20 protein-coding genes are annotated in these 25,487 nt (G+C 46.8%); all 20 read right to left on the bottom strand.

Annotation, left to right across the window (positions count from 1 at the left end; genetic code table 11):
- Positions 1-74 precede the first annotated feature (74 nt).
- Positions 75-1,745 (bottom strand): ribonuclease J, encoded by a 1,671-nt coding sequence (locus ACFO4L_RS03565; RefSeq protein ID WP_377908282.1) that lies wholly within the window; start codon positions 1,743-1,745, stop codon positions 75-77.
- A gap of 425 nt (positions 1,746-2,170) precedes the next feature.
- Positions 2,171-3,064, bottom strand: coding sequence for a 4-hydroxy-tetrahydrodipicolinate synthase (dapA, locus tag ACFO4L_RS03560; RefSeq protein WP_377908281.1), 894 nt, complete (start codon positions 3,062-3,064; stop codon positions 2,171-2,173).
- 26 nt (positions 3,065-3,090) lie between these two features.
- Entirely contained in the window at positions 3,091-4,299 is a 1,209-nt protein-coding gene (gene dapG, locus ACFO4L_RS03555) for an aspartate kinase (RefSeq protein ID WP_377908280.1), read from the bottom strand.
- A gap of 139 nt (positions 4,300-4,438) precedes the next feature.
- A complete protein-coding gene (locus ACFO4L_RS03550; protein WP_377908279.1) occupies positions 4,439-5,485 on the bottom strand; it encodes an aspartate-semialdehyde dehydrogenase in 1,047 nt (348 codons plus the stop codon).
- Positions 5,486-5,597: 112 nt separating this feature from the next.
- The gene (locus tag ACFO4L_RS03545) at positions 5,598-6,854 is read right to left on the bottom strand and encodes a M16 family metallopeptidase (protein ID WP_377908277.1); all 1,257 of its coding nucleotides are present in this window, start codon (positions 6,852-6,854) and stop codon (positions 5,598-5,600) included.
- Positions 6,855-6,935: 81 nt separating this feature from the next.
- Positions 6,936-9,026 carry a polyribonucleotide nucleotidyltransferase gene (pnp, locus tag ACFO4L_RS03540; protein ID WP_377908276.1) on the bottom strand — a complete coding sequence of 697 codons (2,091 nt, stop codon included), beginning with the start codon at positions 9,024-9,026 and terminating at the stop codon, positions 6,936-6,938.
- Positions 9,027-9,204: 178 nt separating this feature from the next.
- Positions 9,205-9,474, bottom strand: a complete 270-nt coding sequence (rpsO, locus tag ACFO4L_RS03535; RefSeq protein ID WP_168004595.1) for a 30S ribosomal protein S15 — start codon at positions 9,472-9,474, stop codon at positions 9,205-9,207.
- Between the two features lie 134 nt (positions 9,475-9,608).
- Positions 9,609-10,550, bottom strand: coding sequence for a bifunctional riboflavin kinase/FAD synthetase (locus ACFO4L_RS03530; protein WP_377908273.1), 942 nt, complete (start codon positions 10,548-10,550; stop codon positions 9,609-9,611).
- A gap of 5 nt (positions 10,551-10,555) precedes the next feature.
- Entirely contained in the window at positions 10,556-11,479 is a 924-nt protein-coding gene (truB, locus tag ACFO4L_RS03525; RefSeq protein ID WP_377908272.1) for a tRNA pseudouridine(55) synthase TruB, read from the bottom strand.
- Positions 11,480-11,571: 92 nt separating this feature from the next.
- Positions 11,572-11,919 (bottom strand): 30S ribosome-binding factor RbfA, encoded by a 348-nt coding sequence (gene rbfA / locus ACFO4L_RS03520; protein WP_377908271.1) that lies wholly within the window; start codon positions 11,917-11,919, stop codon positions 11,572-11,574.
- A 25-nt stretch (positions 11,920-11,944) separates the two neighbouring features.
- The gene (locus ACFO4L_RS03515; protein ID WP_377908270.1) at positions 11,945-12,223 is read right to left on the bottom strand and encodes a DUF503 domain-containing protein; all 279 of its coding nucleotides are present in this window, start codon (positions 12,221-12,223) and stop codon (positions 11,945-11,947) included.
- Complete coding sequence (gene infB / locus ACFO4L_RS03510; RefSeq protein ID WP_377908269.1) at positions 12,220-14,301, bottom strand: translation initiation factor IF-2; 2,082 nt, start codon at positions 14,299-14,301, stop codon at positions 12,220-12,222. Before infB ends, ACFO4L_RS03515 begins: the two co-directional genes overlap by 4 nt.
- Positions 14,302-14,319: 18 nt before the next feature.
- On the bottom strand, positions 14,320-14,637 hold the full coding sequence (locus ACFO4L_RS03505) for a L7Ae/L30e/S12e/Gadd45 family ribosomal protein (RefSeq protein WP_377908268.1): 318 nt from the start codon (positions 14,635-14,637) through the stop codon (positions 14,320-14,322).
- Entirely contained in the window at positions 14,634-14,909 is a 276-nt protein-coding gene (rnpM, locus tag ACFO4L_RS03500; protein ID WP_377908267.1) for an RNase P modulator RnpM, read from the bottom strand. Before rnpM ends, ACFO4L_RS03505 begins: the two co-directional genes overlap by 4 nt.
- A gap of 18 nt (positions 14,910-14,927) precedes the next feature.
- On the bottom strand, positions 14,928-16,058 hold the full coding sequence (gene nusA, locus ACFO4L_RS03495; protein WP_377908266.1) for a transcription termination factor NusA: 1,131 nt from the start codon (positions 16,056-16,058) through the stop codon (positions 14,928-14,930).
- Between the two features lie 52 nt (positions 16,059-16,110).
- The gene (gene rimP / locus ACFO4L_RS03490; protein ID WP_377908265.1) at positions 16,111-16,581 is read right to left on the bottom strand and encodes a ribosome maturation factor RimP; all 471 of its coding nucleotides are present in this window, start codon (positions 16,579-16,581) and stop codon (positions 16,111-16,113) included.
- Between the two features lie 189 nt (positions 16,582-16,770).
- Positions 16,771-21,066 (bottom strand): PolC-type DNA polymerase III, encoded by a 4,296-nt coding sequence (locus ACFO4L_RS03485; RefSeq protein WP_377908558.1) that lies wholly within the window; start codon positions 21,064-21,066, stop codon positions 16,771-16,773.
- A gap of 98 nt (positions 21,067-21,164) precedes the next feature.
- Positions 21,165-22,868, bottom strand: coding sequence for a proline--tRNA ligase (locus tag ACFO4L_RS03480; RefSeq protein WP_377908264.1), 1,704 nt, complete (start codon positions 22,866-22,868; stop codon positions 21,165-21,167).
- A 120-nt stretch (positions 22,869-22,988) separates the two neighbouring features.
- Positions 22,989-24,248 (bottom strand): RIP metalloprotease RseP, encoded by a 1,260-nt coding sequence (rseP, locus tag ACFO4L_RS03475; RefSeq protein ID WP_377908263.1) that lies wholly within the window; start codon positions 24,246-24,248, stop codon positions 22,989-22,991.
- A 15-nt stretch (positions 24,249-24,263) separates the two neighbouring features.
- Positions 24,264-25,415: a 1-deoxy-D-xylulose-5-phosphate reductoisomerase gene (dxr, locus tag ACFO4L_RS03470; protein ID WP_377908262.1), complete on the bottom strand. Its 1,152-nt coding sequence runs from the start codon at positions 25,413-25,415 to the stop codon at positions 24,264-24,266.
- Positions 25,416-25,487 lie beyond the last annotated feature (72 nt).

The raw sequence follows: 25,487 nt of genomic DNA, 5'->3' as shown, positions 1-25,487 counted from the left end.
CCTGCTATCCTGCTGTTAAAACAAACAGTGCCCCCGCAATGCAGGTACCTGCAGGGAGACACTGTCGACATTCATTAGGCTTCCATAATAATTGGCATAATCATCGGTCGGCGCTTTGTTTTTTCGTACAAATAGCGGCTCAGCTGATCCCGAACATGGCTTTTCAGCTGGGACCACTCCGTTTGATTCTGCTCCATTGCTTCTCCCAGAGATTTTTTTACGAGTGATTCTGCTTCATTAATTAATGCTTCAGATTCGCGCACGTAAACAAATCCTCTGGAAATAATATCCGGACCTGACAGAATTTCATTATGTTTTTTATTAAGCGTCACGACTACTACCAGAATCCCATCTTTAGAAAGAAGTCTTCTGTCCCGAAGTACAATGTTACCTACATCTCCAACACCGAGACCATCAATCAAGACATGACCGGAAGGGACTTTAGGTCCACGCTTGCCCTTCCGCTTTTGAAATTCCACCGTTTCTCCTTTTTCCAAAAGGTAGATGTTATCAGGATCTACATGAACAGAAGCTGCAAGCTTTTGGTGGGCATACTGCATTCGATATTCACCGCTTACAGGAATAAAGTGTTGAGGCTTTACAACGTTTAACATCAGCTTCAGTTCTTCCTGGCTGGCATGCCCGTTTACATGTATTTTCTTTGTTTTTCCGTATACAACATCTGCGCCTGTACGGGAAATTAAATCAATCATTTGAGAAACGAGCTTCTCATTGCCGGGTTTTGGCATAGAAGACATAATCATTCTGTCCTTATTTTGAATCTTAAACAGCGGATGAGAACCTTTGCCCATCTTCATCAGATCGCTCATTGGCTCTCCCTGTGTTCCTGTTGTCAGAACAACCAGCGCATCTCTGTCGAGTGACTTGATTTCTTTTTTCGAAATAAGCACGTCTTCGTCATCGGTCAGATATCCGAGTTCAAGTCCAAGATCTACAGCCCGCTCAATTGCTTTTCCAACGACCGCTACGTTGCGTTCTTTTTGAGCTGCAGCGTCGATAACCTGCTGGATTCGATGCAGATGTGTGGCATAAACGGCAACAATCAATGCCTGCGGTGCTTCGTGAAAAGCATCTTTAAGCCCTTCGGCTACGATTGACTCAGATGGGGTATAGCCTGGTACTTCAGCAGCAGAACTGTCAGACAGCAGACAGAGAACACCCTTCGACCCAATTTCTGTAAGTTTATCGATGTCCATAGTTTGTCCATCAACAGGATTCTGATCAAATTTAAAGTCTCCAGTGTAGAGAATCGGTCCCTGAGAAGTATGAATGACAATTCCGAGTGAATCCGGAATACTATGATTCGTTCGGAAGAAACTCACTGGTGTTTTTGCAATGCGGACCTTGGAGTCAGCGTGTACTTCATGAAACTTTGGCTTCTTTTTAAGCTTTATTTCGTCGCACTCATCTTTAAGAAGTGCAAGCGTAAACTTGGAACCGTAAACCGGAACTTTGATTTCGCGCAGCAGATATGCTGCAGCTCCAATATGCTCTTCGTGACCATGAGAAAGAATAAGAGCCTGAACCCGATCCTTGTTCTCTATAAGATATGACATATCTGGAATGACGATATCGACACCAAGCATGTCGTCTTCCGGATGCATACAGCCTGCATCAAGAATAAAGATATTTTCATCCAGCTCCACCACGTAGAGATTTTTGCCGGATTCTCCCAGCCCTCCCAGGGCAAAGATTTTAATTTTGTCGGTCTGTTGATTTGCCAAATTAATTCCTCCTGTATCAAAAGTTCAACTGTGTAGATGTTCATTATTCAGTAAATGCGACAGCAGGCGTTTTAACACGCATCAAAAATGATTACCGGTCCACCAGAAAGAACGTCTGTCTCCTCAGACGTTCTCTGGACATGCACTGTTTCCACACTCATTTTTTACTCTGCTGACCAAGCCGATCTGAACCTCTTTTATAAGTATACATGAACGAGGCGCAGGTTCACAAGCTGGACTTCCAGTTTCATGAGCTGTCCTAACGTATATGACACGTATACTCGATCTTTCTTCGCATTCATTTGTACGTATACCTAGATCTTCTTTTCTACATGCCGGAAGGAGCACAGAAAGATCAATAGAAAAGAGCCTGTACCGAAATCGATACAAGCTCAGCTTCTTGACGGATTAATATTCGAAGAGCGTCAGCTGGAAAATCTGCTCATGCTGGATACATCATTCAAGGCACGCTGCACGAGAGCTCTTTCTGTTTCATCGAGTGCTACTAACGGAAGCCGAACTCCGCCTGTGTCAAATCCTTGCATATTTAACGCCGTTTTTAACGGGGACGGGCTTGGTGCGATAAACATCGCTCTCATAAACGGAACGAGCTTCTGATGCATCGAGGCCGCCTGATCCGGTCTGCCTTCTCTGTAATGAGCAATCATCTCCTGCATTTCACGGCCGATGATGTGGCTCGATACCGAAACAATGCCGTCTGCTCCAACGGCAACAGAAGGAAGCGTCAAACTGTCATCACCGGAATAAACGGCAAAATGATCCGGCGTTCCTGCTACGAGAGCTGTCAGCTGGTCAAGATTGCCGCTTGCCTCTTTAACTGCTGTAATGTTTGGAACCTCGGATAATGCGATGACAGTTTCGGGCAGGAGATTCACCATTGTTCTGCCAGGCACGTTATAAACCATGACCGGAATTGATACTTTTTCAGCAATGGTTTTAAAATGCTCATACATCCCCTGCTGAGACGGTTTATTATAATAAGGCGCTACCAGCATGATTCCATCTGCCCCGTCTTTTTCAGCCTGAATCGACAATTCAGCTGTCGCACGGGTGTCATTCATCCCTGTTCCTGCAATAACCGGAATGCGGCCGTTTGCCGCTCTGACGGTTTCACGGTAAAGCTCAGCTTTTTCTTTCATGCTGAGTGTGGCAGATTCTCCCGTCGTTCCTCCACTGATGACCGCTTCTGTACCTCGCTCAATCAACAAATCTACGAGAGGTCCGAGCTGATCAAAATCAATAGCACCTTGCTGATTAAATGGTGTAATCATCGCTGTTACGACATTTCCTAGTTTCATCTGTCATCCTCCTCATTCAACCTGCGCTAAGCGTTGTTGTCCGTTAAAAAACTGTCATGAAGTACATTAACCGCATTGCGCAGCTGCGGACTGCTTACAAGCACCCAAATGGTCGTGTGGGAATCTGCTGACTGAAGCACATGAATGCCCTGCTGCTCAAGTGCTGTCACTATTTTGGCTGCAATGCCGGGAACACCGCTCATGCCTCCTCCGACAACCGCGACCTTCGCACATTGGTCCGTCCATGTTACGTCATGAGGGAGATCTTGTAAAGAGTCAAGAGCCTCAGTACGTTTTTCGGACGGAATCGTGAAAGTCGCAAATTCAGGGTGGATCGAAATAAAGTCAACAGATATTCCAGCTTCAGCCATCGCAGTAAATACGTCTGCTTTAGGATTAGGCCCTGCAGCTTTTATCTGACAGACGTTATCTTTATGTGTCACCGCTGTTATTGGTCTTTCTTTTACGTCCTGTCCAGCCGCTCCGTCAATCGTTGACCGAATAATCGTGCCTGGTCCATCCTCGGAGAATGCCCTGATGCGAAGCGGTATTTCTGCCTGCATCGCAATTTCTACTGCTCTCGGATGAATCACCTTTGCGCCTTGGTACGCCATGTTGCTCACTTCGGCATATGTAACAGCCTTGAGTGGTTTCGCATTTCCGGCTATTCGAGGGTCAGCGGTCATAATACCTGCAACATCCGTAAAAATATCAACCATTTCAGCCTTTAAAGCTGCACCCAGCGCCGTAGCAGAGGTATCTGATCCGCCTCTGCCAAGCGTTGCTGTCGTTCCCTTCGGAGTCATTCCCTGAAATCCTGTTACAACAATAACGTCCTTATCCTTTAAAGCACCTTCCAGCGCGGCAGTCTGCATTTCCGTTATACGCGCATCTCCGTAAACTTCATTCGTTCGAAAGCCTGCTTCGGCTCCCGACATGGCTCCAGCTTTTACACCTTTATGCTGCAACAAAGCTGAAAAAGCGACTGACGATATTGTCTCGCCGCATGCCATAAGCATATCCAATTCTTTAGCTGATACAGCAGGTGTATTACCTCCTGCCAATTTCAGCAGTGTATCCGTTGCGTAGGGATCTCCACTTCTTCCAATAGCAGATACTACTGCGACTACTTTAAATCCATCTTGCAGTGCGGTTAAAATGTGTTCTGCACACTGATTTCGCTTTGCTTCAGTCTGTAAAGAAGAACCGCCGAATTTTTGAACGATTAGTTTCATGTCTGCATCACCATCCCTATTATAATCCTGCTTTCCGCCAGCTACAAGAAGGGAAGTCAAAAACGTACGCCTTTTATCGTTTGTTCACCGAGTTAAACAAAAATAATCCCGGCCTGTTGAGGCCGGGATTGCAAACAGTTTATTTAAGCAGCCCTTTTTGAATTAAAGAAAAAGCAATTTGAACAGAGTTCAGAGCTGCACCCTTCAACAGATTATCCGCTACAATCCATAAGTGGAAGCCTTTAGGATTATCAAGGTCCTGCCTGATTCGTCCAACAAAAATGTCGTCTTTACCTTTCGAATCAGCGGCAAGCGGATAAAGCTGAGTAGATGGGTCATCCTGAAGCGTGATCCCGGGAGCTTCCTGCATCAATTCTTTCAATTTTTCAACGGTTAATCCTTCTTGCTCGGTTTCAATATAAACCGACTCCGAATGACCCGTTTCAACCGGCAGTCTCACGCATGTAGCAGCGACGTGCATAGACGGCTCTTCCATAATCTTTTTCGTTTCGTTGATCATTTTCATTTCTTCGAAAGTGAATCCGTTATCTGTAAACACATCAATTTGCGGAACCGCATTGAACGCAATCTGATAATGCTTCTTATCTCCGGAAACGGGCAGTACCTTTGGGTCTATTTCTTCCCCATCAAGAATCTGTCTCGATTGTTCGTACATTTCATCCACGGCATCAGCACCTGCACCAGATACTGCCTGATAGGTTGAAACAACAAGCTTATTCATTCCGAAAGCCCTGCGGACAGGCTCTAGGGCTGCTACCATTTGAATAGTAGAGCAGTTCGGGTTGGCGATAATGCCATTATGTGCCTCAAGTGCATGTTCGTTTACTTCCGGAACCACCAGCGGCACATTTTCATCCATTCGAAATGCGCTGGTGTTATCCACTACAATTGCTCCGCGCTTAACGGCTTCATGCGCCAGCGCCTTTGAAACGGAACCGCCGGCTGAGAAAAGAGCAAGCTGAATGCCTTCAAACGATTCAGGCTTTGCTTCTTCAATCGTAATTTCAGATCCGCGGAATGTTTTTATTTTTCCAGCTGAGCGGCTGGATGATAGAAGTTTTAATTCGTTGACCGGAAAATCGAGCCGGTCGAGCGTTTTGAGCATCTGTTCCCCAACTGCTCCTGTTGCACCTACTACTGCTACGTTAAATGTTTGTTGAGACATATGAACCCCTCCGTCAATTTAATCAGAACACTCTAATAGTTTAGCAGTCCTTATTAGACTCTGCACACGTGAATACAGTGGATGAGACAGCATGAACAGGCGTCAGAAGCTGTCAGCACTCAACAGCTGTACGATTTCGCAAGGAGTCGGGCAGGGAGCCCGCTGTACTAACAAGGGAGACAGCCGGATTATCGTGCAGTATCAAGCGAGCTGTCCTTTGAATTGTCTGCATTGAGACAGCATCAATAGCCTGTACCATTTCGTCGATCGGCAGGCTTCTGCCAAGAAACAACTCATTTTTAGCATTTCGGTTCATGCGGCTGCTGGAGCTTTCCAAGCTTAGCAGCAAATTACCTTTAAGTTGTTCCTTAGCATTCGCCAGCTCTTTTTCAGTCAGCCCATTTTCCTTAACATCATTGGTAACCCGCTTAATGATATCGACTGTTTCATTTAAATGCTTTTCATGCGTTCCTGCATAGATGGTAAGAAGACCAGTATCCCGAAATGCCTCGTGCATGGAATAAACGGCATAGGCGAGCCCTCGCTCTTCCCGGATTTCCTGAAACAGCCTGCTGCTCATGTTACCGCCCAGCACGTTATTTAACAGCACAGCGCTGTAAATAGCATCGTCGGTAAGGGAAACACCTTCATAGCCAAAACAAAGATGTGCCTGCTCGGTCTTTTTCTTTTTGGTTAAGACATTCCCCTGAAACTGCGGCTTCTCAAGCGTGAGCGGCTCTCCATGATGTGCTGAATTAGTAAACGCTTCTGTAACCTGTTCCACAAGCTCTTCCGTAAAGTTACCTGCAATTGAAATAACAAGCCGCTCTCCGCCGTAATGGCGTCTCATGAAATCTCTGAGCCGGCTTTCATTAAAAGAAGCGAGTGTTTCTTCTGTGCCGAGGATCGGTGCTGCAATTGGGTGATTGCCATATGCAGCCTCGGCCAGCATTTCATGCACGAGATCGTCCGGCGTGTCGTCATACATATGAATCTCTTCAAGTACGACCTGCTTTTCTTTCTCCATTTCATCAGCATCAAAGCGGCTCTCAAAAAACATTTCTGTTAAGAGGGCCACAGCACTGCTGGCGTGGGTGTCCAAAATCTTTGCATAATATGCTGTATATTCTTTGGACGTCATCGCGTTTACGTATCCACCCATTGCATCGAAAGCTTCAGCAATTTCAGAGGCAGATTTATGCTTTGTACCTTTGAAAAGCATATGTTCAATGAAGTGGGCAGAGCCGTTTTCTTCAGGCTGTTCGAACCTGGAACCAGTGCTCAACCAAATTCCAGCCGAGACCGACCGGATAGATGTGTCCCGTTCCAGGACCAGCCTCACATTGTTCGAAAGCGTCCGTTTTTCCATTCCAACCATTCCTCCAGCCTTGTAATAACCGAAAGCCCGCCGGAAGCTGTGCTCCCAGCGGGCCGGCCCGGCTATAGCTAATTATTTATCCAGCATTGCTTTACGGGAGAGGTTTACTCTTCCTTGATTGTCGATCTCAGTGACTTTTACCATTACTTCATCACCAAGCTCCAGAATATCCTCGACTTTATTGACGCGCTCATGTGCAAGCTGAGAAATATGCACAAGTCCGTCTTTCCCTTTGAAGAGTTCCACAAAGGCACCGAACTTCTCAATGCGTTTTACTTTACCGAGGTACGTTTGTCCGACTTCTACATCGCGGACAAGGTCTTCAATTGTCTTTTTCGCTTTTTCATTGGCAGCCGCATCCGTCGAAGCAATATAAACGGTACCGTCCTGCTCGATATCAATCTTCACACCTGTTTCGTCGATAATCTGATTAATTGTTTTTCCGCTTGGTCCAATAACATCCCGGATTTTATTCGGATTAATCGACATCATCATAATCTTAGGTGCGTATTCACTTAAGTCGGTGCGCGGAGCGGAGATTGCCTCCATCATATTTTCAAGGATTTTCATACGTCCCTGCTGCGCTTGCGCTAATGCTTCCTGAAGCACCTGTTTGTCGATTCCATCGATCTTAATATCCATTTGCAGAGCGGTTACCCCGTCCTTTGTACCGGCTACTTTAAAGTCCATATCCCCAAGTGCATCTTCCATGCCTTGAATATCGGTCAGGACCTGTACGGAATCTTCATGTTTAACAAGTCCCATTGCAATACCGGCTACCGGTGCTTTGATCGGCACTCCAGCTGCCATCATAGCAAGTGTGCTGGCGCATATACTAGCCTGTGAGGTAGATCCATTGGACTCCAGAACTTCTGACACCAGGCGGATCGTGTATGGGAATTCTTTCTCAGATGGAATTACCTTCTCCAATGCACGCTCTCCAAGAGCACCATGGCCAATTTCCCGCCGGCCCGGTCCACGTATTGGCCCTGTTTCCCCTACGCTGAAGAGAGGAAAGTTATAATGGTGCATAAAGCGTTTCGATTCTTCAATTCCTAGTCCGTCCAGCACCTGGACGTCACCCAGAGCCCCCAGTGTACACACGCTGAGTGCCTGCGTCTGACCACGGGTAAACAGACCGGAACCGTGCGTTCGCTGCAGTATATCAATTTCTGAAGCGAGTGGACGAATTTCATCAACTTTACGGCCGTCCGGACGAATTCCTTTTTCCGTTATGAGCCTGCGCACCGTCTCTTTTAACAGCATATCCAAAATCTGCTTTACTTCCCCGGTGCGGTCTTCTCCATCATCTTCCGGTGCAAACTGCTCCAGAATATCATCATATGCGTTTTTCACAGCGGTATCGCGTTCCTGCTTATCGACTACGGTTGCTGCCTTTTCAATCAGGTTTCCGGATGCTTTACGAACTTGTTCCACGAGTTCCTCGTCATGCTTCAACAGCTTTACATCCATCTTAGTTCGTGCCACTTCCTGTGCAATTTCTTCCTGAAAAGCAACAAGTCGTTTGATTTCTTCATGGCCGAATAAAATGGCATCCAGCATGACATCCTCTGAAACCTCATCAGCGCCAGCTTCCACCATATTAATTGCATCTTTTGTACCGGCTACGATCAAATTGATGTCGCTCTGCTCCATTTGGTCGGTCGTCGGATTAATGAGGAATTCACCTTCTACGCGTCCGACAGTAACACCTGCAATCGGTCCGGCAAATGGAATATCTGAAACAGACAACGCCAGGCTCGAGCCTACCATTGCAGCCATCTCCGGAGAACAATTCTGGTCATTACTCATAACAATGCTGATCACTTGAACATCGTTACGAAAGCCGTCTGGAAACAGCGGACGGATTGGACGGTCAATCAATCTTGAAGTCAAAACCGCATGATCACTCGGGCGTCCTTCCCGTTTAATGAAGCCGCCTGGAATTTTACCGGCTGAATAAAGTCTTTCTTCATAATTAACAGTCAGCGGAAAAAAAGGCAGATCCTTAGGTTCCTTTGAAGCAGTAGCTGTAGACAGCACGGTTGTATCCCCGTACCGGACCATCACTGCACCGTTCGCCTGCTTGGCAAACTGGCCGTATTCTACAGTCAGCTCACGGCCGGCCCATTCTGTTTTAAACACTTTCTTTTCTGTGGCCATATTATAAATCTCCTCCCGCCTGCATGATGCAGGTTTCATCATCAGTGTATGTATAAGTAAAACGTCTGCGTCCTTTAATTCCTCATTCATCATATCAAATAATCAGCACCGTGAAAAGCTGACAGTACCGCTAAAAGCACAATAAAAAAGAGCGGGAGAGACTCCCGCTCTGACCGTCTTATCGACGAAGACCAAGCTTATCAACCAAAGCACGGTAGCGGGTAACGTCTTTCTTACGAAGATACGTAAGAAGGTTACGGCGCTGACCAACCATCTTCAGCAGTCCACGACGGGAATGATGATCCTTCTTGTGGGTACGAAGATGCTCGTTAAGTGTGTTGATCTGTTCTGTAAGGATAGCTACCTGAACCTCTGGGGAACCGGTGTCGTTTTCATGTGTCTTATACTCAGTAATAAGCTCATTTTTACGCTCTTGAGTCAATGCCATCCAAATCCACCTCCTGAAACTTTTTTAATCGCCTGCAGCCCAGCGTACGTCGGTGAATCGAAGCGCCGCGCTGTGGTTCGACTCATTTAATATACATGACTTGCCCGCTTGTTGCAAGAGCAGAGCCTGAAATATTAAGAATTTCGTTCTGATGTAAGGTGCATATGCTGACGTGCCTCTTCTGCATCAGCAGCAATTTGCTGCTTCAACTCTTCAGCGGATCCGAATTTCTTTTCTGCCCTGATGCGTTTCAAAAACGAGACGTAACACTCTTTACCGTAAATATCCCCATCGAACTCAAACAAGTGCACTTCAAGTGTGCGGTCCCCATTTGATGTAAACGTCGGGTTAATACCGATATTTGCAACTCCATTATAAATCGTTCCGTCTACCTCCGCTTTTACCGAATACACCCCATTCGCCGGCGCCAGCTGCTTCTCAGGAATTGCAACATTTGCTGTAGGAAAACCGATCGTGCGTCCACGCTTAGCACCGTGTACGATTAAGCCTCTTATTTCATAGCGCCTTCCGAGCAGCAATGCAGCTGTTTCCACGTCCCCTTCATGCAGACAATTACGCACAGCAGTCGAACTGATTTTTTGTTCATCTTCGAGATAAGCGTCAACTGTTTCCGAACTGACTTTTCCCCGGCTGTGAAACGGAAATGTATCCATTGTTCCTTTTCCTTTATGCCCAAACGAATAATCAAAGCCTGCTGTCACATGTTTAATTTGGAGACCAATAACATATTCGTCCACAAATTGCTGAGGCGTCAATGCTGCAAATTCAGGGCTGAATGTTACCAGGAACAAGTAATCAATGCCTTCATCTCGCAAGCGGGCAACTTTTTGTTCCAGTGTTGTTAAATATTCCGCCTCTTCGCCACGTAATACTTCTTTCGGGTGCGGATAAAAGGTCATTACCGCTTTTTTCAGTCCTTTTTCATCTGCTGTTTTGCAGGCAGCTTGAATTACCTGCTGGTGACCGCGGTGCACCCCGTCGAAAAAACCAAACGCACAGGCAGACGCCTCCAGCTTCTGAGGCTGAATCGGATGTTCGAGTTCTATTATTTCCATCACTATCACCTCGGCTGATCAGCAGTTCTGATCATTTTTTCTGGTTTCATGCTGCCTTCCCGTTTTTCATCTCGTTTGTATAAGGCCAGAAGCCGACCGCCGCTTCCGTGAAGCGCAGCAAACGTTGCTTCATTAGTGAAATCTTCAGGGAGAGGCAGAATGGCACCTTGAAGTACTTTCTTTTCCATTTCTTCAGATACTGTGATCGAGGGAAAATGAGAGGTTGCCTCTTCCATAGATACGAGATAACGTTCTGGATTTTCTGACGTTTCCAGCTGGTCGAATGTCACACAATGGCTGCCCGAAATACTGCCAGAGGCGGTTCTTGTCAGCGCGGACATATGAGCTGCATATCCTAATTTCCGGCCAATATCGACTGAGAGCGTTCGAATATAGGTGCCTTTGCTGCACAAACAGCTGAACGTAAAAGAAGCTGTTTGTGCCGCCTTCTTTACTTCAGAGGTCCGATTGAGATGATAAATAGTAATGTCACGGACCGGCCGCTCTACTTCCAGTCCTTCACGAGCATATTCATAAAGTCTTTTTCCTTTGACTTTTACGGCTGAATACATTGGCACCTGTTGGCTGATCACACCTGTCAGCTCCGCCAAAACTCGATCTGCTTCATCTTCGGCAGGCTTTACCGTAACAGGAGTCTGCTCTGTGACGACCCCATGACTGTCCTCTGTATCTGTAGAAAAACCGAGAGTGACTTCCCCCTCATACTGCTTAGAGACACCGGTTAAATACTCCACGAGCTTCGTGGCGCGTCCTAGGCAGACCGGGAGAACGCCTTCTACTTCTGGGTCGAGTGTACCTGTATGTCCTGCTTTTTTTGTTCCGTAAATACGCCTGATTCGTTTTACAGCTTCAAAGGATGTCATTCCCGCAGGTTTCCACAGCGGAACAATCCCGTGTACGTCACTCATCGTTGATCTCCTCCGGCTCTGATTTAATCTATGTAAGTAAAGGAAGGGTATATCCCCTCCTGTAGATGGAATATACCCTTCGGGGCGTTCTGCTATTCTCTTTCTTTCATTTGTTTAAGCAGGGTTTCAATCCTGTTGCCCCGTTCAATGCTTTCATCAAATTCAAACGATATTTCAGGAGTTTTACGAAGCTGCACTCGCTTTCCAGCTTCTGAACGAATGAAGCCTTTGCCTTTTTCAAGAGCGTCCAGCGTTTTTCTGCGCTCCTCTTCTTCTCCATATACAGTAACGAAGACGGTCGCCTGCTGAAGATCTCCTGTAATTTCCACGTCGGTCACCGTGATGAAACCGATACGTGGGTCTTTCAGCTCTCGCTGAATAATATCAGAGATTTCTTTTTTCAGCTGTTCAGCTACTCGATTCGCGCGAACGTTACCCATCAATAACCACTCCTGACTTTCTAAATTACAGCCATTCCCAGGTAACAGAGGAAATCTCGAGTTCAGGACGGGAATCCAGGTAATGCAACACCCGCTGAAGCTCTTTTTCCACGACTGCTCTGTTGCTGCTTACAGATACTGCTACCCATTTTACGCGCTGCCAAACATCCTGATGCTCCGTTTCGGCAAAGGCCGCGTTAAACTTTCTGCGGATGTAATCCGCACAGCTTTTCGTCACAGCCCGCTTTTCTTTCAATGACTGCGGATCGTAAAGCAGAGCTTCTATCGTGACTGCTCCGATCATGTGCGTTTAATTTCCTCCATGATATAGGCTTCAATGATGTCGCCTTCCTTCACATCATTAAAACCGTCAAGGGTAATACCGCACTCGTAGTTTTTCGCTACTTCTTTAACATCATCCTTGAAACGCTTCAAGTCCTGCAGGGATCCCTCATGAATGACGACACCGTCGCGAATCAGACGCACGGTAGAATCGCGTGTGATCTTTCCTTCTGTCACATACGAACCTGCGATTGAACCGATACGCGAAACTTTAAAGACTTGTCGAACTTCAGCCTGACCGATGACTTTTTCTTCGTATTCAGGGTCAAGCATGCCTTTCATCGCCGCTTCAACTTCTTCAATTGCAGCGTAAATGACGCGGTGCAGGCGAATATCCACGTTTTCCGCATCAGCTGTGCGCTTAGCGTTTACGTCCGGGCGAACGTTAAAACCAATCACAATAGCGTTTGAAGCGGAAGCAAGAATGATATCCGATTCTGCAATCGCACCGACACCAGTATGAATGATATTTACTTTAACGCCTTCGACCTCTATTTTTTCAAGGGAACCTTTCATTGCCTCTGCCGAACCTTGAACGTCTGCTTTGACAATAATATTGATATCTTTGATTTCACCTTGCTGGATTTGATCAAACAAATCATCCAGGCTCACAGTGGAATTTTGTTTCCGGCTGGCAACCTTCTCACGCATGGAACGGGTTTCCCCAATTTGACGCGCCTTCTTTTCATCTTTAAAGACTTTAAACTGATCTCCAGCCTGTGGAACATCGTTCAGACCGGTGATCTCAACCGGCATGGAAGGTCCTGCTTCTTTAACCCGGCGTCCGATATCGTTCACCATTGCACGGACTTTTCCGTACGTATTCCCGACGACAATAGCGTCTCCAACACGGAGCGTTCCGCCTTGCACGAGCAATGTTGCAACAGGACCACGACCGCGGTCAAGCTCCGCTTCGACAACTGTGCCGTTTGCTTCTTTATTCGGGTTTGCCTTCAGTTCGCCTACTTCACTGACCAGAAGAATCATTTCAAGCAGTTCATCGATTCCTTCACCCTGAATAGCCGAAACGTTGACGAAAATCGTTTCACCGCCCCATGCTTCTGCAACGAGACCGTGTTCAGTGAGTTCCTGCATGACGCGGTCCGGGTTGGATCCTTCTTTATCAATTTTGTTCACAGCTACGATAATCGGTACATCAGCTGCTTTAGCATGATTGATCGCTTCGACTGTCTGAGGCATCACGCCGTCATCAGCTGCAACGACAAGTATTGTAATATCCGTTGCCTGAGCACCTCGTGCACGCATAGTTGTAAAGGCTGCGTGACCTGGAGTGTCGAGGAACGTAATCTTCTTGCCGTTTTCTTCTACTTGATAGGCACCGATATGCTGAGTGATACCTCCAGCTTCACCGGCTGTCACTTTCGTGTGGCGGATGCTGTCCAGGAGTGTTGTTTTACCATGGTCGACGTGACCCATGATTGTAACGACAGGAGACCGCTCCTGAAGATCTTCCGGTGCATCTTCTTGAATCATATTCTCAAATTCAGCTTCATCCACGACAATTTTTTCTTCTACTTCCACGCCAAATTCCTCACCGAGAAGCTCAATTGTCGTATTATCAAGTTCCTGGTTAATCGTTGCCATAGTACCAAGACCCATTAACTTCTTGATAATTTCAGACGGCTCTTTATTCAGCTTGCCTGCAAATTCAGCAATCGTAATTGGAAGCTCGTACGTGATAGATGCAGGCATTGCCGGCTTCTGCTTCTGAGGCTTCGGTCCGCCTTTTCTGCCGCCGCCCCGGCTGTTTTGCTGGCTCCGGTTATTTTTCTGTCCAGGTTTTTTGTTCGCGTTTGGTTTACTGTTGTTTTTTTGTTTCACGGGTGCATTCTCACCACTTCTCTTAGGTTTGGAAGATACTTTTTTCTCGTTTTTTCCTTCCAGCTTATCTATTGTATCCTGAGTAATCACGCTCATGTGGTTGTTGACCTCAATGCCCATTTTCCCCAGTTTAGTAATGATCTCTTTACTGGTAACGTTCTTTTGTTTAGCATATTCATAAATCCTCATTTTGCTCATAAACGTACCTCCTATATATCAGGACAACTCCTGACCGTCAGAGAGCTTTAAAAATGCTTTGGCAAAACCCTCATCCATAATGGCCAGCGTCACCCTCATTTCTTTTCCGACTGCAGCTCCGAGATCTTCTCTCAACCCGGCCTGTACAATCGGTACATGATAAAAACGGCATTTATCCGTTATCTTTTTCTTCACCGCATCTCCTGCATCTTCAGCGAGCACTACCGCTGATGCTTTTTTGGCCTGAACAGCTTTAACAACGAGCTCTTCCCCCGTGGTTAACTTGCCTGCGCGCTGCATAAGTCCGAGAAGATTCAGCTGCTTTTGACTGATCACAGCAGCTGCTCCCGCAAGTGAAGCCGGCGCATTTCCTCGTACAGAGAAGCCGGAACGGATGCTTTTAAATGCCGGTCCAATACCTGCTTTTTCTCCGCCTGATTAATGATATCCAAATCGCTGGACACATAAGCTCCCCGGCCGGACTTTTTAGAAGTCGGATCCAAAACAACTTCCCCTTCTGGAGTTCGCACGACACGAATCAGCTCTTTTTTAGGTTTCATTTCCTGAGTGACAACGCACTTTCGCAGGGGTGTTTTTTTCTTGCGCATGGTTAAATCCCCTCCAGCTTAGTTATCTTCATTGAGCCAGTCGGCTACACTGTCGTGTTCCTCTTCCGACTCTGACTCTTGAACTGGTTCAGCATCTTCGTCAAGAAGCCCGAGCTCTTCAGCTTCCGACTCACTTTTAATGTCGATTTTCCATCCGGTCAGCTTGGCAGCAAGCCTGGCATTCTGACCGCGTTTTCCAATTGCTAAAGAGAGCTGGTAGTCCGGAACGATTACTTGCGTCATTTTTTCTTCTTCATTCACCGTTACCTTTACGACTTTTGACGGGCTGAGGGCGTTAGCTACGTATACCTTCGGGTCTTCAGACCAGCGGACTATATCAATCTTTTCGCCGCGCAGTTCATCGACAATTGTTTGGACACGCTGTCCTCTGGGCCCTACGCAAGAGCCTACCGGATCAATGTCTTCGTTCTCCGCATGAACGGAGATCTTGGAACGTTCGCCTGCTTCACGGGAAACCGATTTTACTTCTACGGCGCCATCATAAATTTCAGGAACTTCCAACTCAAAAAGTCGTTTTAGTAATCCTGGATGCGTGCGGGAGATCATAATTTGAGGACCTTTTGTCGTTTTTTCAACCTTCGTAATATATGCTTTGATCCGATCATTGTGCTTGTAGCTCTCAGTCGGCATCTGTTCGCTTAAAGGCATGAGTGCTTCCACTTTTCCAAGATCCACATAAATGAAACGGTGATCCTGACGCTGCACGATTCCGGTCATGATATCTTCCTCGCGGTCGATGAAATCAGAGTAAATGATGCCTCTCTCGGCTTCACGCACGCGCTGGGTTACGACCTGTTTAGCCGTCTGGGCGGCAATTCGTCCGAAATCGCGCGGTGTTACCTCAATTTCTACGACATCGTCCACCTCATAAAGCGGATTAATGGAATGCGCTTCTTCCAGCGAAATCTCGAGCCGTGCGTCAAACACCTCTTCTACAACCTGCTTCCGGGCAAAAACCCGAATCGAACCGGAATCACGGTCGATATCTACACGCACGTTTTGCGCAGAATTAAAATTTCGCTTATAGCCGGTGATCAATGCCTGTTCAATCGCTTCCAAAATCACCTCTTTATCAATTCCCTTATCTTTCTCAATGGTCGCAAGGGCTTCCATAAATTCACTGTTCATGGAGCTTTAATCCCCCTTTCCAAATTTAACAGCGGCCTTGCCGTCTGTATGGTTACAAAATGACAGCAAGCCGCGCTTTTGCTACTTGCGCGTAAGGCACCTTCTTGACAACTATTTTGTGCTTTTGCTTTACTGCAATATGAAGCGTATCATTTTCAAAATGCTGAAGCTCACCTTCAAACACCTTATCTCCTTCTACTGGAGCGTACGTTGTAACATGTACATTCTTTCCAACAGCTTTTTCGATATCCTGCTTTTTCTTTAGTGGACGTTCAGCCCCAGGCGAAGAAACTTCCAGATAATACGCCTGTTCAATCGGGTCTTCAATGTCCAGTGATTCACTGAGCCGTTCGCTGACTTTCGTACAGTCGTCTAAGTCGACTCCATGATCGGAATCGATGAAAACTCGCAAAAACCAGTTCTTTCCTTCTTTTTGAAACTCAACATCTACCAATTCTAGTTCCAGCTCTTCCAAAATTGGAGCTGCAAGCTGCTCAACTGCCTGCTGAATAGTACGGGACATAGGCAAACCTCCTCATCTATCTTCTGTATTGAACAAGTTTTTTGGTCTGCAGCTGAGCTCAGCTGCTTTTCACAATGTCCATTTACCGCAAAAGAAAGAGTGGGGATGCCCCACTCTTTCCTACGTTCGTATCCCGATGTCTGTATTTAATATACCACAGCGGTTATCAGACTGCAAACGAGCAGAAGGTTAAAAGAGAGACAGCTGATTGGAATCCGGAAGCCCTTCAAGACATCCGTGCTCATCCAATCTCTCCAGTACGCTCTTCGTAATCCGGCTGCGTTCCCGCAAATTTTCTTTCGAGAGGAATTCGCCATCCTCTCTGGCTTTTTCTACAGCGATAGCAGCATTCGTTCCTACACCGTTGATCGCATTAAATGGCGGAAGGAGCTTATCACCATCCACTTGGAATTCAGTTGCTTTAGACCGGTACAAATCCACTTTTTGAAAGCTGAATCCGCGTTCACACATTTCAAGCGAGAGTTCCAGTACGGTTACCAGGCTCTTCTCTTTCGGTGACGCATCTAGTCCTTTACCGTGGATCTCCTCGATTTTTTTTCGGATCGACGCTGACCCATTAATCATCGTATCCAAATCAAAATCATCAGCGCGTACAGTAAAGTAGGCTGCATAAAACATCATCGGCTGATGGACTTTAAAATATGCAATTCTGACAGCCATCAATACATAAGCAGCTGCGTGAGCCTTTGGGAACATATATTTGATCTTCAGACACGAGCCGATATACCAGTCTGGTACACCGTGCTTTTTCATTTCTTCGATCCATTCCTCTTCAAGGCCGCGTCCTTTTCGTACAAATTCCATTATTTTAAAAGCAAGAGGATGATCAAGTCCTTTATACATGAGATACACCATAATATCGTCCCGGCAGCCTATTACGTCCTTAAGCTGACACGTTCCAGCTGCAATTAGGTCCGCGGCATTATTGAGCCACACGTCCGCCCCGTGAGAAAGCCCCGAAATCTGAACCAGCTCACTAAAGGTGGACGGGTTCGTTTCTTCAAGCATCTGCCTGACAAACCGGGTTCCAAATTCGGGAATACCGTATGTTCCAGTTTTACAGAGGATTTGATCCGGTGTTACTCCTAACGATTCAGTGCCGCTGAACAACTTGAATACCTCAGGATCATCGACCGGAATCTTTTTAGGATCCATCCCGCTCAAATCCTGCAGCATTCGTATAACGGTTGGATCATCGTGTCCTAGAATATCGAGTTTAAGCAGATTGTCATGAATAGAGTGAAAATCAAAATGAGTTGTTTTCCATTCAGACTCCCGGTCATCTGCCGGAAACTGGATTGGAGAAAAGTCGTAAATATCTAAATGGTCCGGAACAACAATGATACCGCCGGGGTGCTGGCCTGTCGTCCGCTTGACACCTGTGCAGCCTTGCACGAGCCGGTCAATCTCTGCGCCTCTCAGCTGAAGCTCTTCATCGCTTTCATATCCTCTCACATAACCGTATGCTGTTTTTTCTGCTACCGTACCGATTGTTCCGGCGCGGTAAACGTACTCTTCACCAAACAGAGCTTTTGTATAGTTGTGCGCTACCGGCTGATAGTCACCGGAAAAGTTCAAATCAATATCCGGTACTTTATCTCCTTTAAAGCCGAGGAAGGTTTCAAACGGAATGTCGTGCCCGTCTTTATCATAAGCGGTTCCACACTTTTCACACGGTTTATCTGGCAAGTCGAATCCGGATCCAACACTGCCATCATTAAAGAAATAGGAATGCTTGCATGAAGGGCAAACATAATGCGGAGGAAGCGGATTTACTTCCGTTATTTCGGTCATAGTGGCGACAAAACTGGAGCCGACTGATCCCCGCGAACCAACAAGATACCCATCGTCGAGTGATTTCTTAACGAGCTTTTGTGAAATAAGATAGATGACCGAGAAGCCGTTTGAAATAATGCTCGTAAGCTCTTTTTCCAGGCGATCCACGACTAGTTGAGGCAGGTCGTCACCGTAGATCGATTTTGCGCGGTCATAGCATAGCTGACGCATCTCGTCATCGGCACCCTCTATATGCGGTGTAAATAAGTCGTCCGGAATCGGTTTTATCTCATCGATACGATCCGCAAAAGCCTGCGTATTCGTAACGACAATTTCCTTAGCCTTCTCTTCTGGCAGAAACGAAAACTCAGCCAGCATATCATCAGTCGACCGAAAATGCACTTCGGGAAGGGTTTGTCTGTTCAGCGGATTCGCTCCTCCTTGAGAAGCAATCAGCACTTTTCGATAAACAGCATCTTCTTTATTTAAATAATGTGCATTGCCTGTCGCACAGACCGGTAGTCCTGTTTCTTCTCCAAGCTTCACGACCTGCTTCAAAATATCTTTCAGTTCGAGTTCATCGCGAACAATTTCACGTTCGACCAGATGACGGTAATTTCCAGGTGGCTGGACTTCTAAAAAGTCGTAAAACTCAGCTGTATTTTTTGTTTCTTCAAGGCCCTTCTGCATTAATGAATCGAACACTTCCCCTTTATCGCACCCCGAGCCGACAAGAATTCCCTCGCGGTTTTTCTGCAATACTGACCTTGGTACTCTCGGCACCCGGTAAAAATAATCGATATGTGAATACGAAACGAGCTTATACAGGTTTTTCAACCCGTCTTTTGTTTGTGCATATATCGTACAGTGATAAGGACGCTGTTTTTTATAGTCTTCTGGAGATCCCTGTTCGTTCAAATCAGCTAATGATGTGATGTCTTTCTCCAAGGCATCTTTAACCATTTTCCAGAGCAGATGAGCAGTGGCTTCTGCATCATAAATCGCTCGGTGGTGAGAGACAAGCTCTATATTGAACTTTTTACAAAGCGTGTTTAACCGATAGTTTTTAAAGTGCGGATAGAGCATGCGTCCTAATTCGAGTGTATCAATTACAGGATTCTTCACTTTATCCAGGCCGGCTTTTTGATAGCCGGCGTTTAAGAAGCCGATATCAAAACTTGCGTTATGGGCAACGAGCGTGTCACTGCCGCACCATTCTCTAAAGGAAACCAGAACTTCGTCAATCGCAGGCTGCCCTTCAAGCATATCATCTGTTATACCGGTCAGTTCAATGATTGTCGCGCTTAGTTTCTCACCTGGATCGGCAAAAGATTCAAACTTATCGATAACCTCCCCATTTTGGATCTTAACGGCCGCCAACTCAATAATCGTATTATAAACGGCTGACAGACCGGTTGTTTCCACATCAAACACAATATACGTTTCTTCTTTCAAGTCGCGCGGCTCCGGATTATAGGCAATTGGGACGCCATCATCGACGAGATTAATTTCTACTCCGTACAGTATTTTTATATCATGCTTGCTGCCTGTAGCATACGCTTCCGGAAAGGACTGCGCAACCGCGTGATCAGTGACTGCGACAGCAGGCATTCCCCATGAAGCAGCTCGCTTCACGTAGTCACTTGCAGATGCGACAGCATCCATCTGACTCATTGTCGTATGAAGGTGAAGCTCTACGCGCTTCTCGTTATCAGCAGCCCTGTCCTGAGGAGGCTCCCTGCGGATTTCATGAAAATCACGCGCCATCATTGTCAGATCCCGAATGAACGTATCGTACTGTACCGGACCTCGGGCACGCATCCACATGCCTTCTTTAACAGCTTCCAGTTTAGGAATGTCTTCTTTATCATTTGAGAATACTTTGATCAGCATTGAATCGGTATAATCCGTGATTTTAAAGGTTAAAAGCACGCGCCCGCTCTTTAATTCTTTTGTTTCTGCGTGAAAGACGTAACCCTCTACCGCAATGCGACGCTCTTCTTCAATAATTCGTTCCAGAGGCGTAATTTCGTCCTTGATGGCTGTTCCAACCGCAACCCGCTCTGTCTCCTGAATTTCCTTCGCTCTGGATTCCTGCTTCTTTTTCTCAAGCATCGCTTCAACGACCTTGTGATGATCCTCTTCCTGCTTTTGCTCTTCGAATTTTTGAATTTCTTCTGTATCGCCTTTCACACGGGAAGTGAAGCCCCATTCTGGAAATCCGCATTCACGCAGGAGACCCTGCAGCGGCTCTCTGACCCTTCGATTCATGAGCTCTGCTTCAGTATCATTAAGGACATCTACAACGATTTTATTATGGTCGATATCAGGTGTCTGTGATTCAAGCCGCTTTATTAATCCGTTCGTTGCATGCTTCAAACGCTCGAGGAAGTACGGCCAATACGAGGCAAAGTGACGTTCTGCACCTGTCTGGTCACTTGTTCGAATATACATGTGTACATCAGCTATATGCGACAGCCCATTCACAACCCGGCTTTTTAGCAGCTCGTAGGCAGGAAAAGGCATTACGTGCGGCACATTTAAATACAAATGCCACTGACGGTTTTTTTGATGAATTTCCAGCTTGCCGATCGAAGCTTGATCAGCGTAAGCCTGCATAAATTCCTCTGGCATCTGAACCTGTTTCATCAGCAGCTTGAACCGCTCTTTCCGCTGTTCATCTTCCATGCTCAAAGCGGTCACTCCTTTCTAATTGAAAAATGCGATAGATAAGGGAGCTGTCCGCAGTCTGGGCGGACAGCCCCCTCCTATTAGCCTTTACTCGGCTACATGTCCATTAGTTCGTTCAGGCGGGATGCCAGCTGATCGACATGCAGTTCCTCAGCTTGCCCGTCTGCTCGCTGCTTTAATTCCACATACCCTTCCTCTGCTCGTTTGCCAACTTGTACTCGCAGCGGAATACCAATAAGATCCGCATCCTTAAACTTCACCCCGGCACGTTCTGCCCGGTCATCGTAGAGGGTGTCCAGGCCGGACTGACGGAACTGGTCATAAAGCCGGTCTGCCAAGTCCCGCTGCTCCTCTTTTTTACTGTTTATTGCGATCAGATGTACATCGAAAGGTGCACAAGCTGTTGGCCAGACAATTCCATTCTCGTCATGATTCTCCTCAATTACTGCTGCGACTGTACGTGAAACTCCAATGCCGTATGAACCCATTACTATCGGCTTTGCTTTACCCTCCTGATTTAAATAAGTAGCGCCAAGCGCTTCACTGTATTTGGTACCAAGCTTAAACACGTGGCCAACTTCAATGCCTTCTTTGAACCGAATCGTTCCATTCCCGTCCGGAGAAGGATCCCCTTCTTTAATAACGCGGAGATCTTCATACCGATCAGGTGTAAAATCCCTGCCCGGATTCACATTGATATAGTGAACGTCCTCTTTGTTCGCTCCAGTACATGCATTGACCATGTATTGCACAGCGTGATCAGCAACGATTCGCAGTTCGCCTTCAATACCGACAGGACCTGCTGAGCCAGGAACCGTTTTACCTGCTGAACGAATCAATTCCTCAGAAGCCGCCTCTACTTTACCGGCATCCAGCACATGCTTGAGTTTGATATCGTTTGATTCGTGATCGCCGCGCACGAGCACCATCACAAGCTCTTCATCTACTTCATAAAAGACTGCCTTGATGCACCGCTCTGCTGGCAAATCAAGATAATGTCCGACGCTCTCAATCGTTTTCTGTCCAGGGGTCTCCACTTCACTTAGATCTTCTGCTTCACCGCTCTGCTGAGTGTAATCATTCGCGCAAGGAGCAATTTCAATATTGGCAGCGAAATCAGAACCATCTGAATAAGCAATGGTATCTTCGCCAATGTTCGTTAATACCATAAACTCATGTGTGTCTTTACCGCCCATCGCGCCAGAGTCAGCAATAACAGCTCTGAAGTTAAGTCCAAGACGCGTAAAAACATTCGTATACGCTTCATACATACTTTGATAGCTCTTATCCAAACCGTCGAAATCTCGGTCAAAGGAGTACGCGTCTTTCATCAGGAACTCTCTTCCGCGTAAAACACCAAAACGGGGTCTGCGTTCGTCACGAAATTTATTTTGAATTTGATAGAGCGTCATCGGCAGCTCTTTGTAAGAACGCACATCGTCGCGAATGATGGATGTGATCACTTCTTCATGCGTCGGGCCAAGTGCGAATTCGCGCTGGTGCCTGTCTTTAAACCTCATTAGCTCCGGTCCGTAATCTTCCCACCTTCCAGATTCTTTCCAAAGTTCAGCCGGCTGGATCGCCGGCATAATCATTTCCTGTGCACCGGCGCGGTCCATTTCTTCACGTACAATCTGCTCCACCTTACGCAGAACCCGCCATCCTAACGGCAGAAATGAATAAACGCCGGCTGAGCTTTGCCGGATCATTCCGGCTCTCAGCATCAGCTGGTGGCTGACTGCATCAGCGCCGCTGGGATTGTCGCGAAGCGTTGGAACTAAGAACGTTGTTTGTCTCATCTATGACACCTCGATCAGCTATGTATTTTCCAAACCGGCTGTGTAAGCCGGCCCGGATTAAATCTGCTTCATTTATTTATGCGTTTAAACGGTTCAAGCTATTATTCAGCCTGCTGAGACTCAGGAAAAGATTCGATTGATGTCGTTCCAGGTTACTGCTATAACTAGCAGCATCAGCAGTGCGAATCCGACCAAGTGAACAAAACCTTCTTTTTGAGGGTCTATCGGCTTACCTCTAACTGCTTCCAGTCCGATAAACATCAGCCTGCCCCCATCGAGAGCCGGCAAGGGCAGTAGGTTGATGATACCTAAATTGACACTTAAAATGGCAGCCCACTGAATTAATACGAGTACTCCCATCGCCGCCACTTCACCAGTGTAGTTATAAATTCCGACAGGCCCTGCAAGTGCATCCAAACTAAATTGGCCGGTGACCAGCAGGCCAAGTGCTTCGATGATTAATTTCGTATATTCATATGTTTGAGTAAACCCAAAAGCAAGCGCACCGGTCAGCGTTCGTTCCGTTGGTGCAAGCACCCCGATCACGCCAATATCATCCGCTTCAGGAATTTCCCGAATTTCCGTTGTCATCGTGACGTCGAAAGTTTCGCCGTTTCGAGCTACGGTGAAATCCATTGTTTCATTCGGTGCTTCCTGGATGATCCCAGTCATATCCTCCCAAGTGCTGACCGCTGTTCCATCGATCGTCTGAATGACGTCACCTTCTTCGAGACCCGCTTCTTCCGCAGGTCCTTCTTCTGAAAGCCCTCCAACTACCGGCTCATTGACTGGCAGGCCGGCAATAGCAGCGTAAATAATCAGCAGGAATACTGCAAGAACGAAGTTCATCAGCGGTCCGGCAAAAATAGCAGCGGCGCGCTGAGATACCGTTTTCGAGGAGAATTGACGATCGTATGGAGCTATTTGTGTCGCCTTCTCATCATATACATATTGAGCCTTCCGGTCGAGGCTGTACGTAACAGGATCTTCCTCTTCTTCAACGTATCCACGTACAAACAGATCATGCTCCATATCAATCTGTTCCACCTGCATCACTCTGCAGTCTGGATGCTTGGATTTATTATTAATGATAAGTTTCTTAACGAGACCTTCATCATTAAATAGTAACCCGACTTCATAGCCGGGCTTTATTTGCACAAGTTCTGGATCTTCTCCTGCCATTCTGACAAACCCGCCTAGCGGAAGAAGCCTGATCGTATACGTAGTTTCGTTGCGGTCGAAGCTGAAAAGTTTCGGTCCAAACCCAATTGCAAACTCACGGCATAAAATGCCGGCTCGCTTCGCCACAACCAGGTGTCCCCATTCATGAATGAAGACAAGCAGACCGAAAATAACGATTACCGCTAATAAGGTGTTCATTTGCTTACACTTCCTTTATCCGGAGGCCTGCGCAGCAGTTCGAATGCGCGTCTCCCTGTCAATATCAATAATTTCTTGCAAATCAGGCTCGGTCACTCGCGAATGCCGTTCGAGTGCCTGTTCAACGAGCTCATCAATTTCTAAAAACGTAATCTTTCTATTTAAAAACATGTCAACAGCTGCTTCATTTGCCGCGTTGAGTACGGTCGGCATAGAGCCTCCCGCCTTGCCGGCTTCCAGAGCCAGCTTAAACGCTTTATACCGGTTTAGATCAAGCTGACTAAAATGAAGCGTTCCTGCTTCCCAAAGCTTTAATGGCCGGCTGCCCTGTATCGGCATCCGTTCCGGACAAGTTAGGGCATATTGAATCGGAACGCGCATATCAGGTGTGCCAAGATGTGCCATTACGCTGCCGTCCACATACTCCACCATCGAATGAACAATGCTTTCTGTATGAATCAGAACATCGATTTTTTCATAGGGCATATTAAAAAGCCAGTGCGCTTCTATCACTTCCAGCCCTTTGTTCATCATGGTCGCCGAATCAATTGTAATTTTTGCGCCCATGCTCCAATTTGGATGATTCAATGCTTCGTCAACCGTTACACCCTTAAGCTCCTCCCGGGATTTGTCCCGAAAACTGCCTCCGCTGGCAGTTAAAATAAGGCTTTTAACGTCCTGCTTTCTGCCGTGCAGGCATTGATAAATCGCTGAATGCTCACTATCAACCGGAAGCAGCTCAACGCCTGTCTCTCCCTGAAGTTTTTTAACGAGGTGACCAGCTGTTACGAGCGTTTCTTTATTCGCAATGGCGATCGTTTTACCAGCCCGCATAGCGGCAAGCGTCGGTTCCAATCCAACTCGCCCCATCACTGCGTTTACCAGAACGTCACCCTTGCTGCCCGCATTCGCACAGGCTGAAAGTCCCTCCTCTCCCGGAATTACTTCCGGTTTGTAAGTAAGCAGCGGTTTGAGCTTTTGAGCAGCTTCATGAGATCCCGCACCAATCACTGCCGGACGAAATTCATTCGCCGCTTCTGCGGCCGCCTCTGTATTTTTTCCAAAAGATAAGCTTTCCAGTTTAAAATGCTCCGGATTGTTTCTAATAATATCCAGCGTCTGTACCCCAATGGAGCCGGTAGCTCCAAGCAGATGTACGTGCTTCATATGTGACTGCCTCCAAATTCTTAATATGCCGTTGTTAGCGGCTAACCGGTACCGTCATCTTAACAGTCCCGG

Source organism: Bacillus daqingensis (assembly GCF_042654445.1).
GTDB classification, from domain to species: Bacteria; Bacillota; Bacilli; order Bacillales; family Salisediminibacteriaceae; genus Alkalicoccus; species Alkalicoccus luteus.
This window is presented reverse-complemented; position numbering and strand designations above follow the sequence as displayed.

What these genes read in the sequence shown, in the direction of transcription:
- dapA (WP_377908281.1), bottom strand. Translation starts at nt 3,064, where the DNA reads ATGAAACTAGGAAATGTCGTAACAGCGATGATTACACCATTTAATCAG.
- dapG (WP_377908280.1), bottom strand. Translation starts at nt 4,299, where the DNA reads ATGAAACTAATCGTTCAAAAATTCGGCGGTTCTTCTTTACAGACTGAA.
- ACFO4L_RS03550 (WP_377908279.1), bottom strand. Translation starts at nt 5,485, where the DNA reads ATGTCTCAACAAACATTTAACGTAGCAGTAGTAGGTGCAACAGGAGCA.
- ACFO4L_RS03545 (WP_377908277.1), bottom strand. Translation starts at nt 6,854, where the DNA reads ATGGAAAAACGGACGCTTTCGAACAATGTGAGGCTGGTCCTGGAACGG.
- pnp (WP_377908276.1), bottom strand. Translation starts at nt 9,026, where the DNA reads ATGGCCACAGAAAAGAAAGTGTTTAAAACAGAATGGGCCGGCCGTGAG.
- rpsO (WP_168004595.1), bottom strand. Translation starts at nt 9,474, where the DNA reads ATGGCATTGACTCAAGAGCGTAAAAATGAGCTTATTACTGAGTATAAG.
- ACFO4L_RS03530 (WP_377908273.1), bottom strand. Translation starts at nt 10,550, where the DNA reads ATGGAAATAATAGAACTCGAACATCCGATTCAGCCTCAGAAGCTGGAG.
- truB (WP_377908272.1), bottom strand. Translation starts at nt 11,479, where the DNA reads ATGAGTGACGTACACGGGATTGTTCCGCTGTGGAAACCTGCGGGAATG.
- rbfA (WP_377908271.1), bottom strand. Translation starts at nt 11,919, where the DNA reads ATGGGTAACGTTCGCGCGAATCGAGTAGCTGAACAGCTGAAAAAAGAA.
- ACFO4L_RS03515 (WP_377908270.1), bottom strand. Translation starts at nt 12,223, where the DNA reads ATGATCGGAGCAGTCACGATAGAAGCTCTGCTTTACGATCCGCAGTCA.
- infB (WP_377908269.1), bottom strand. Translation starts at nt 14,301, where the DNA reads ATGAGCAAAATGAGGATTTATGAATATGCTAAACAAAAGAACGTTACC.
- rnpM (WP_377908267.1), bottom strand. Translation starts at nt 14,909, where the DNA reads ATGCGCAAGAAAAAAACACCCCTGCGAAAGTGCGTTGTCACTCAGGAA.
- nusA (WP_377908266.1), bottom strand. Translation starts at nt 16,058, where the DNA reads ATGAACAGTGAATTTATGGAAGCCCTTGCGACCATTGAGAAAGATAAG.
- rimP (WP_377908265.1), bottom strand. Translation starts at nt 16,581, where the DNA reads ATGTCCCGTACTATTCAGCAGGCAGTTGAGCAGCTTGCAGCTCCAATT.
- ACFO4L_RS03485 (WP_377908558.1), bottom strand. Translation starts at nt 21,066, where the DNA reads ATGGAAGATGAACAGCGGAAAGAGCGGTTCAAGCTGCTGATGAAACAG.
- ACFO4L_RS03480 (WP_377908264.1), bottom strand. Translation starts at nt 22,868, where the DNA reads ATGAGACAAACAACGTTCTTAGTTCCAACGCTTCGCGACAATCCCAGC.
- rseP (WP_377908263.1), bottom strand. Translation starts at nt 24,248, where the DNA reads ATGAACACCTTATTAGCGGTAATCGTTATTTTCGGTCTGCTTGTCTTC.
- dxr (WP_377908262.1), bottom strand. Translation starts at nt 25,415, where the DNA reads ATGAAGCACGTACATCTGCTTGGAGCTACCGGCTCCATTGGGGTACAG.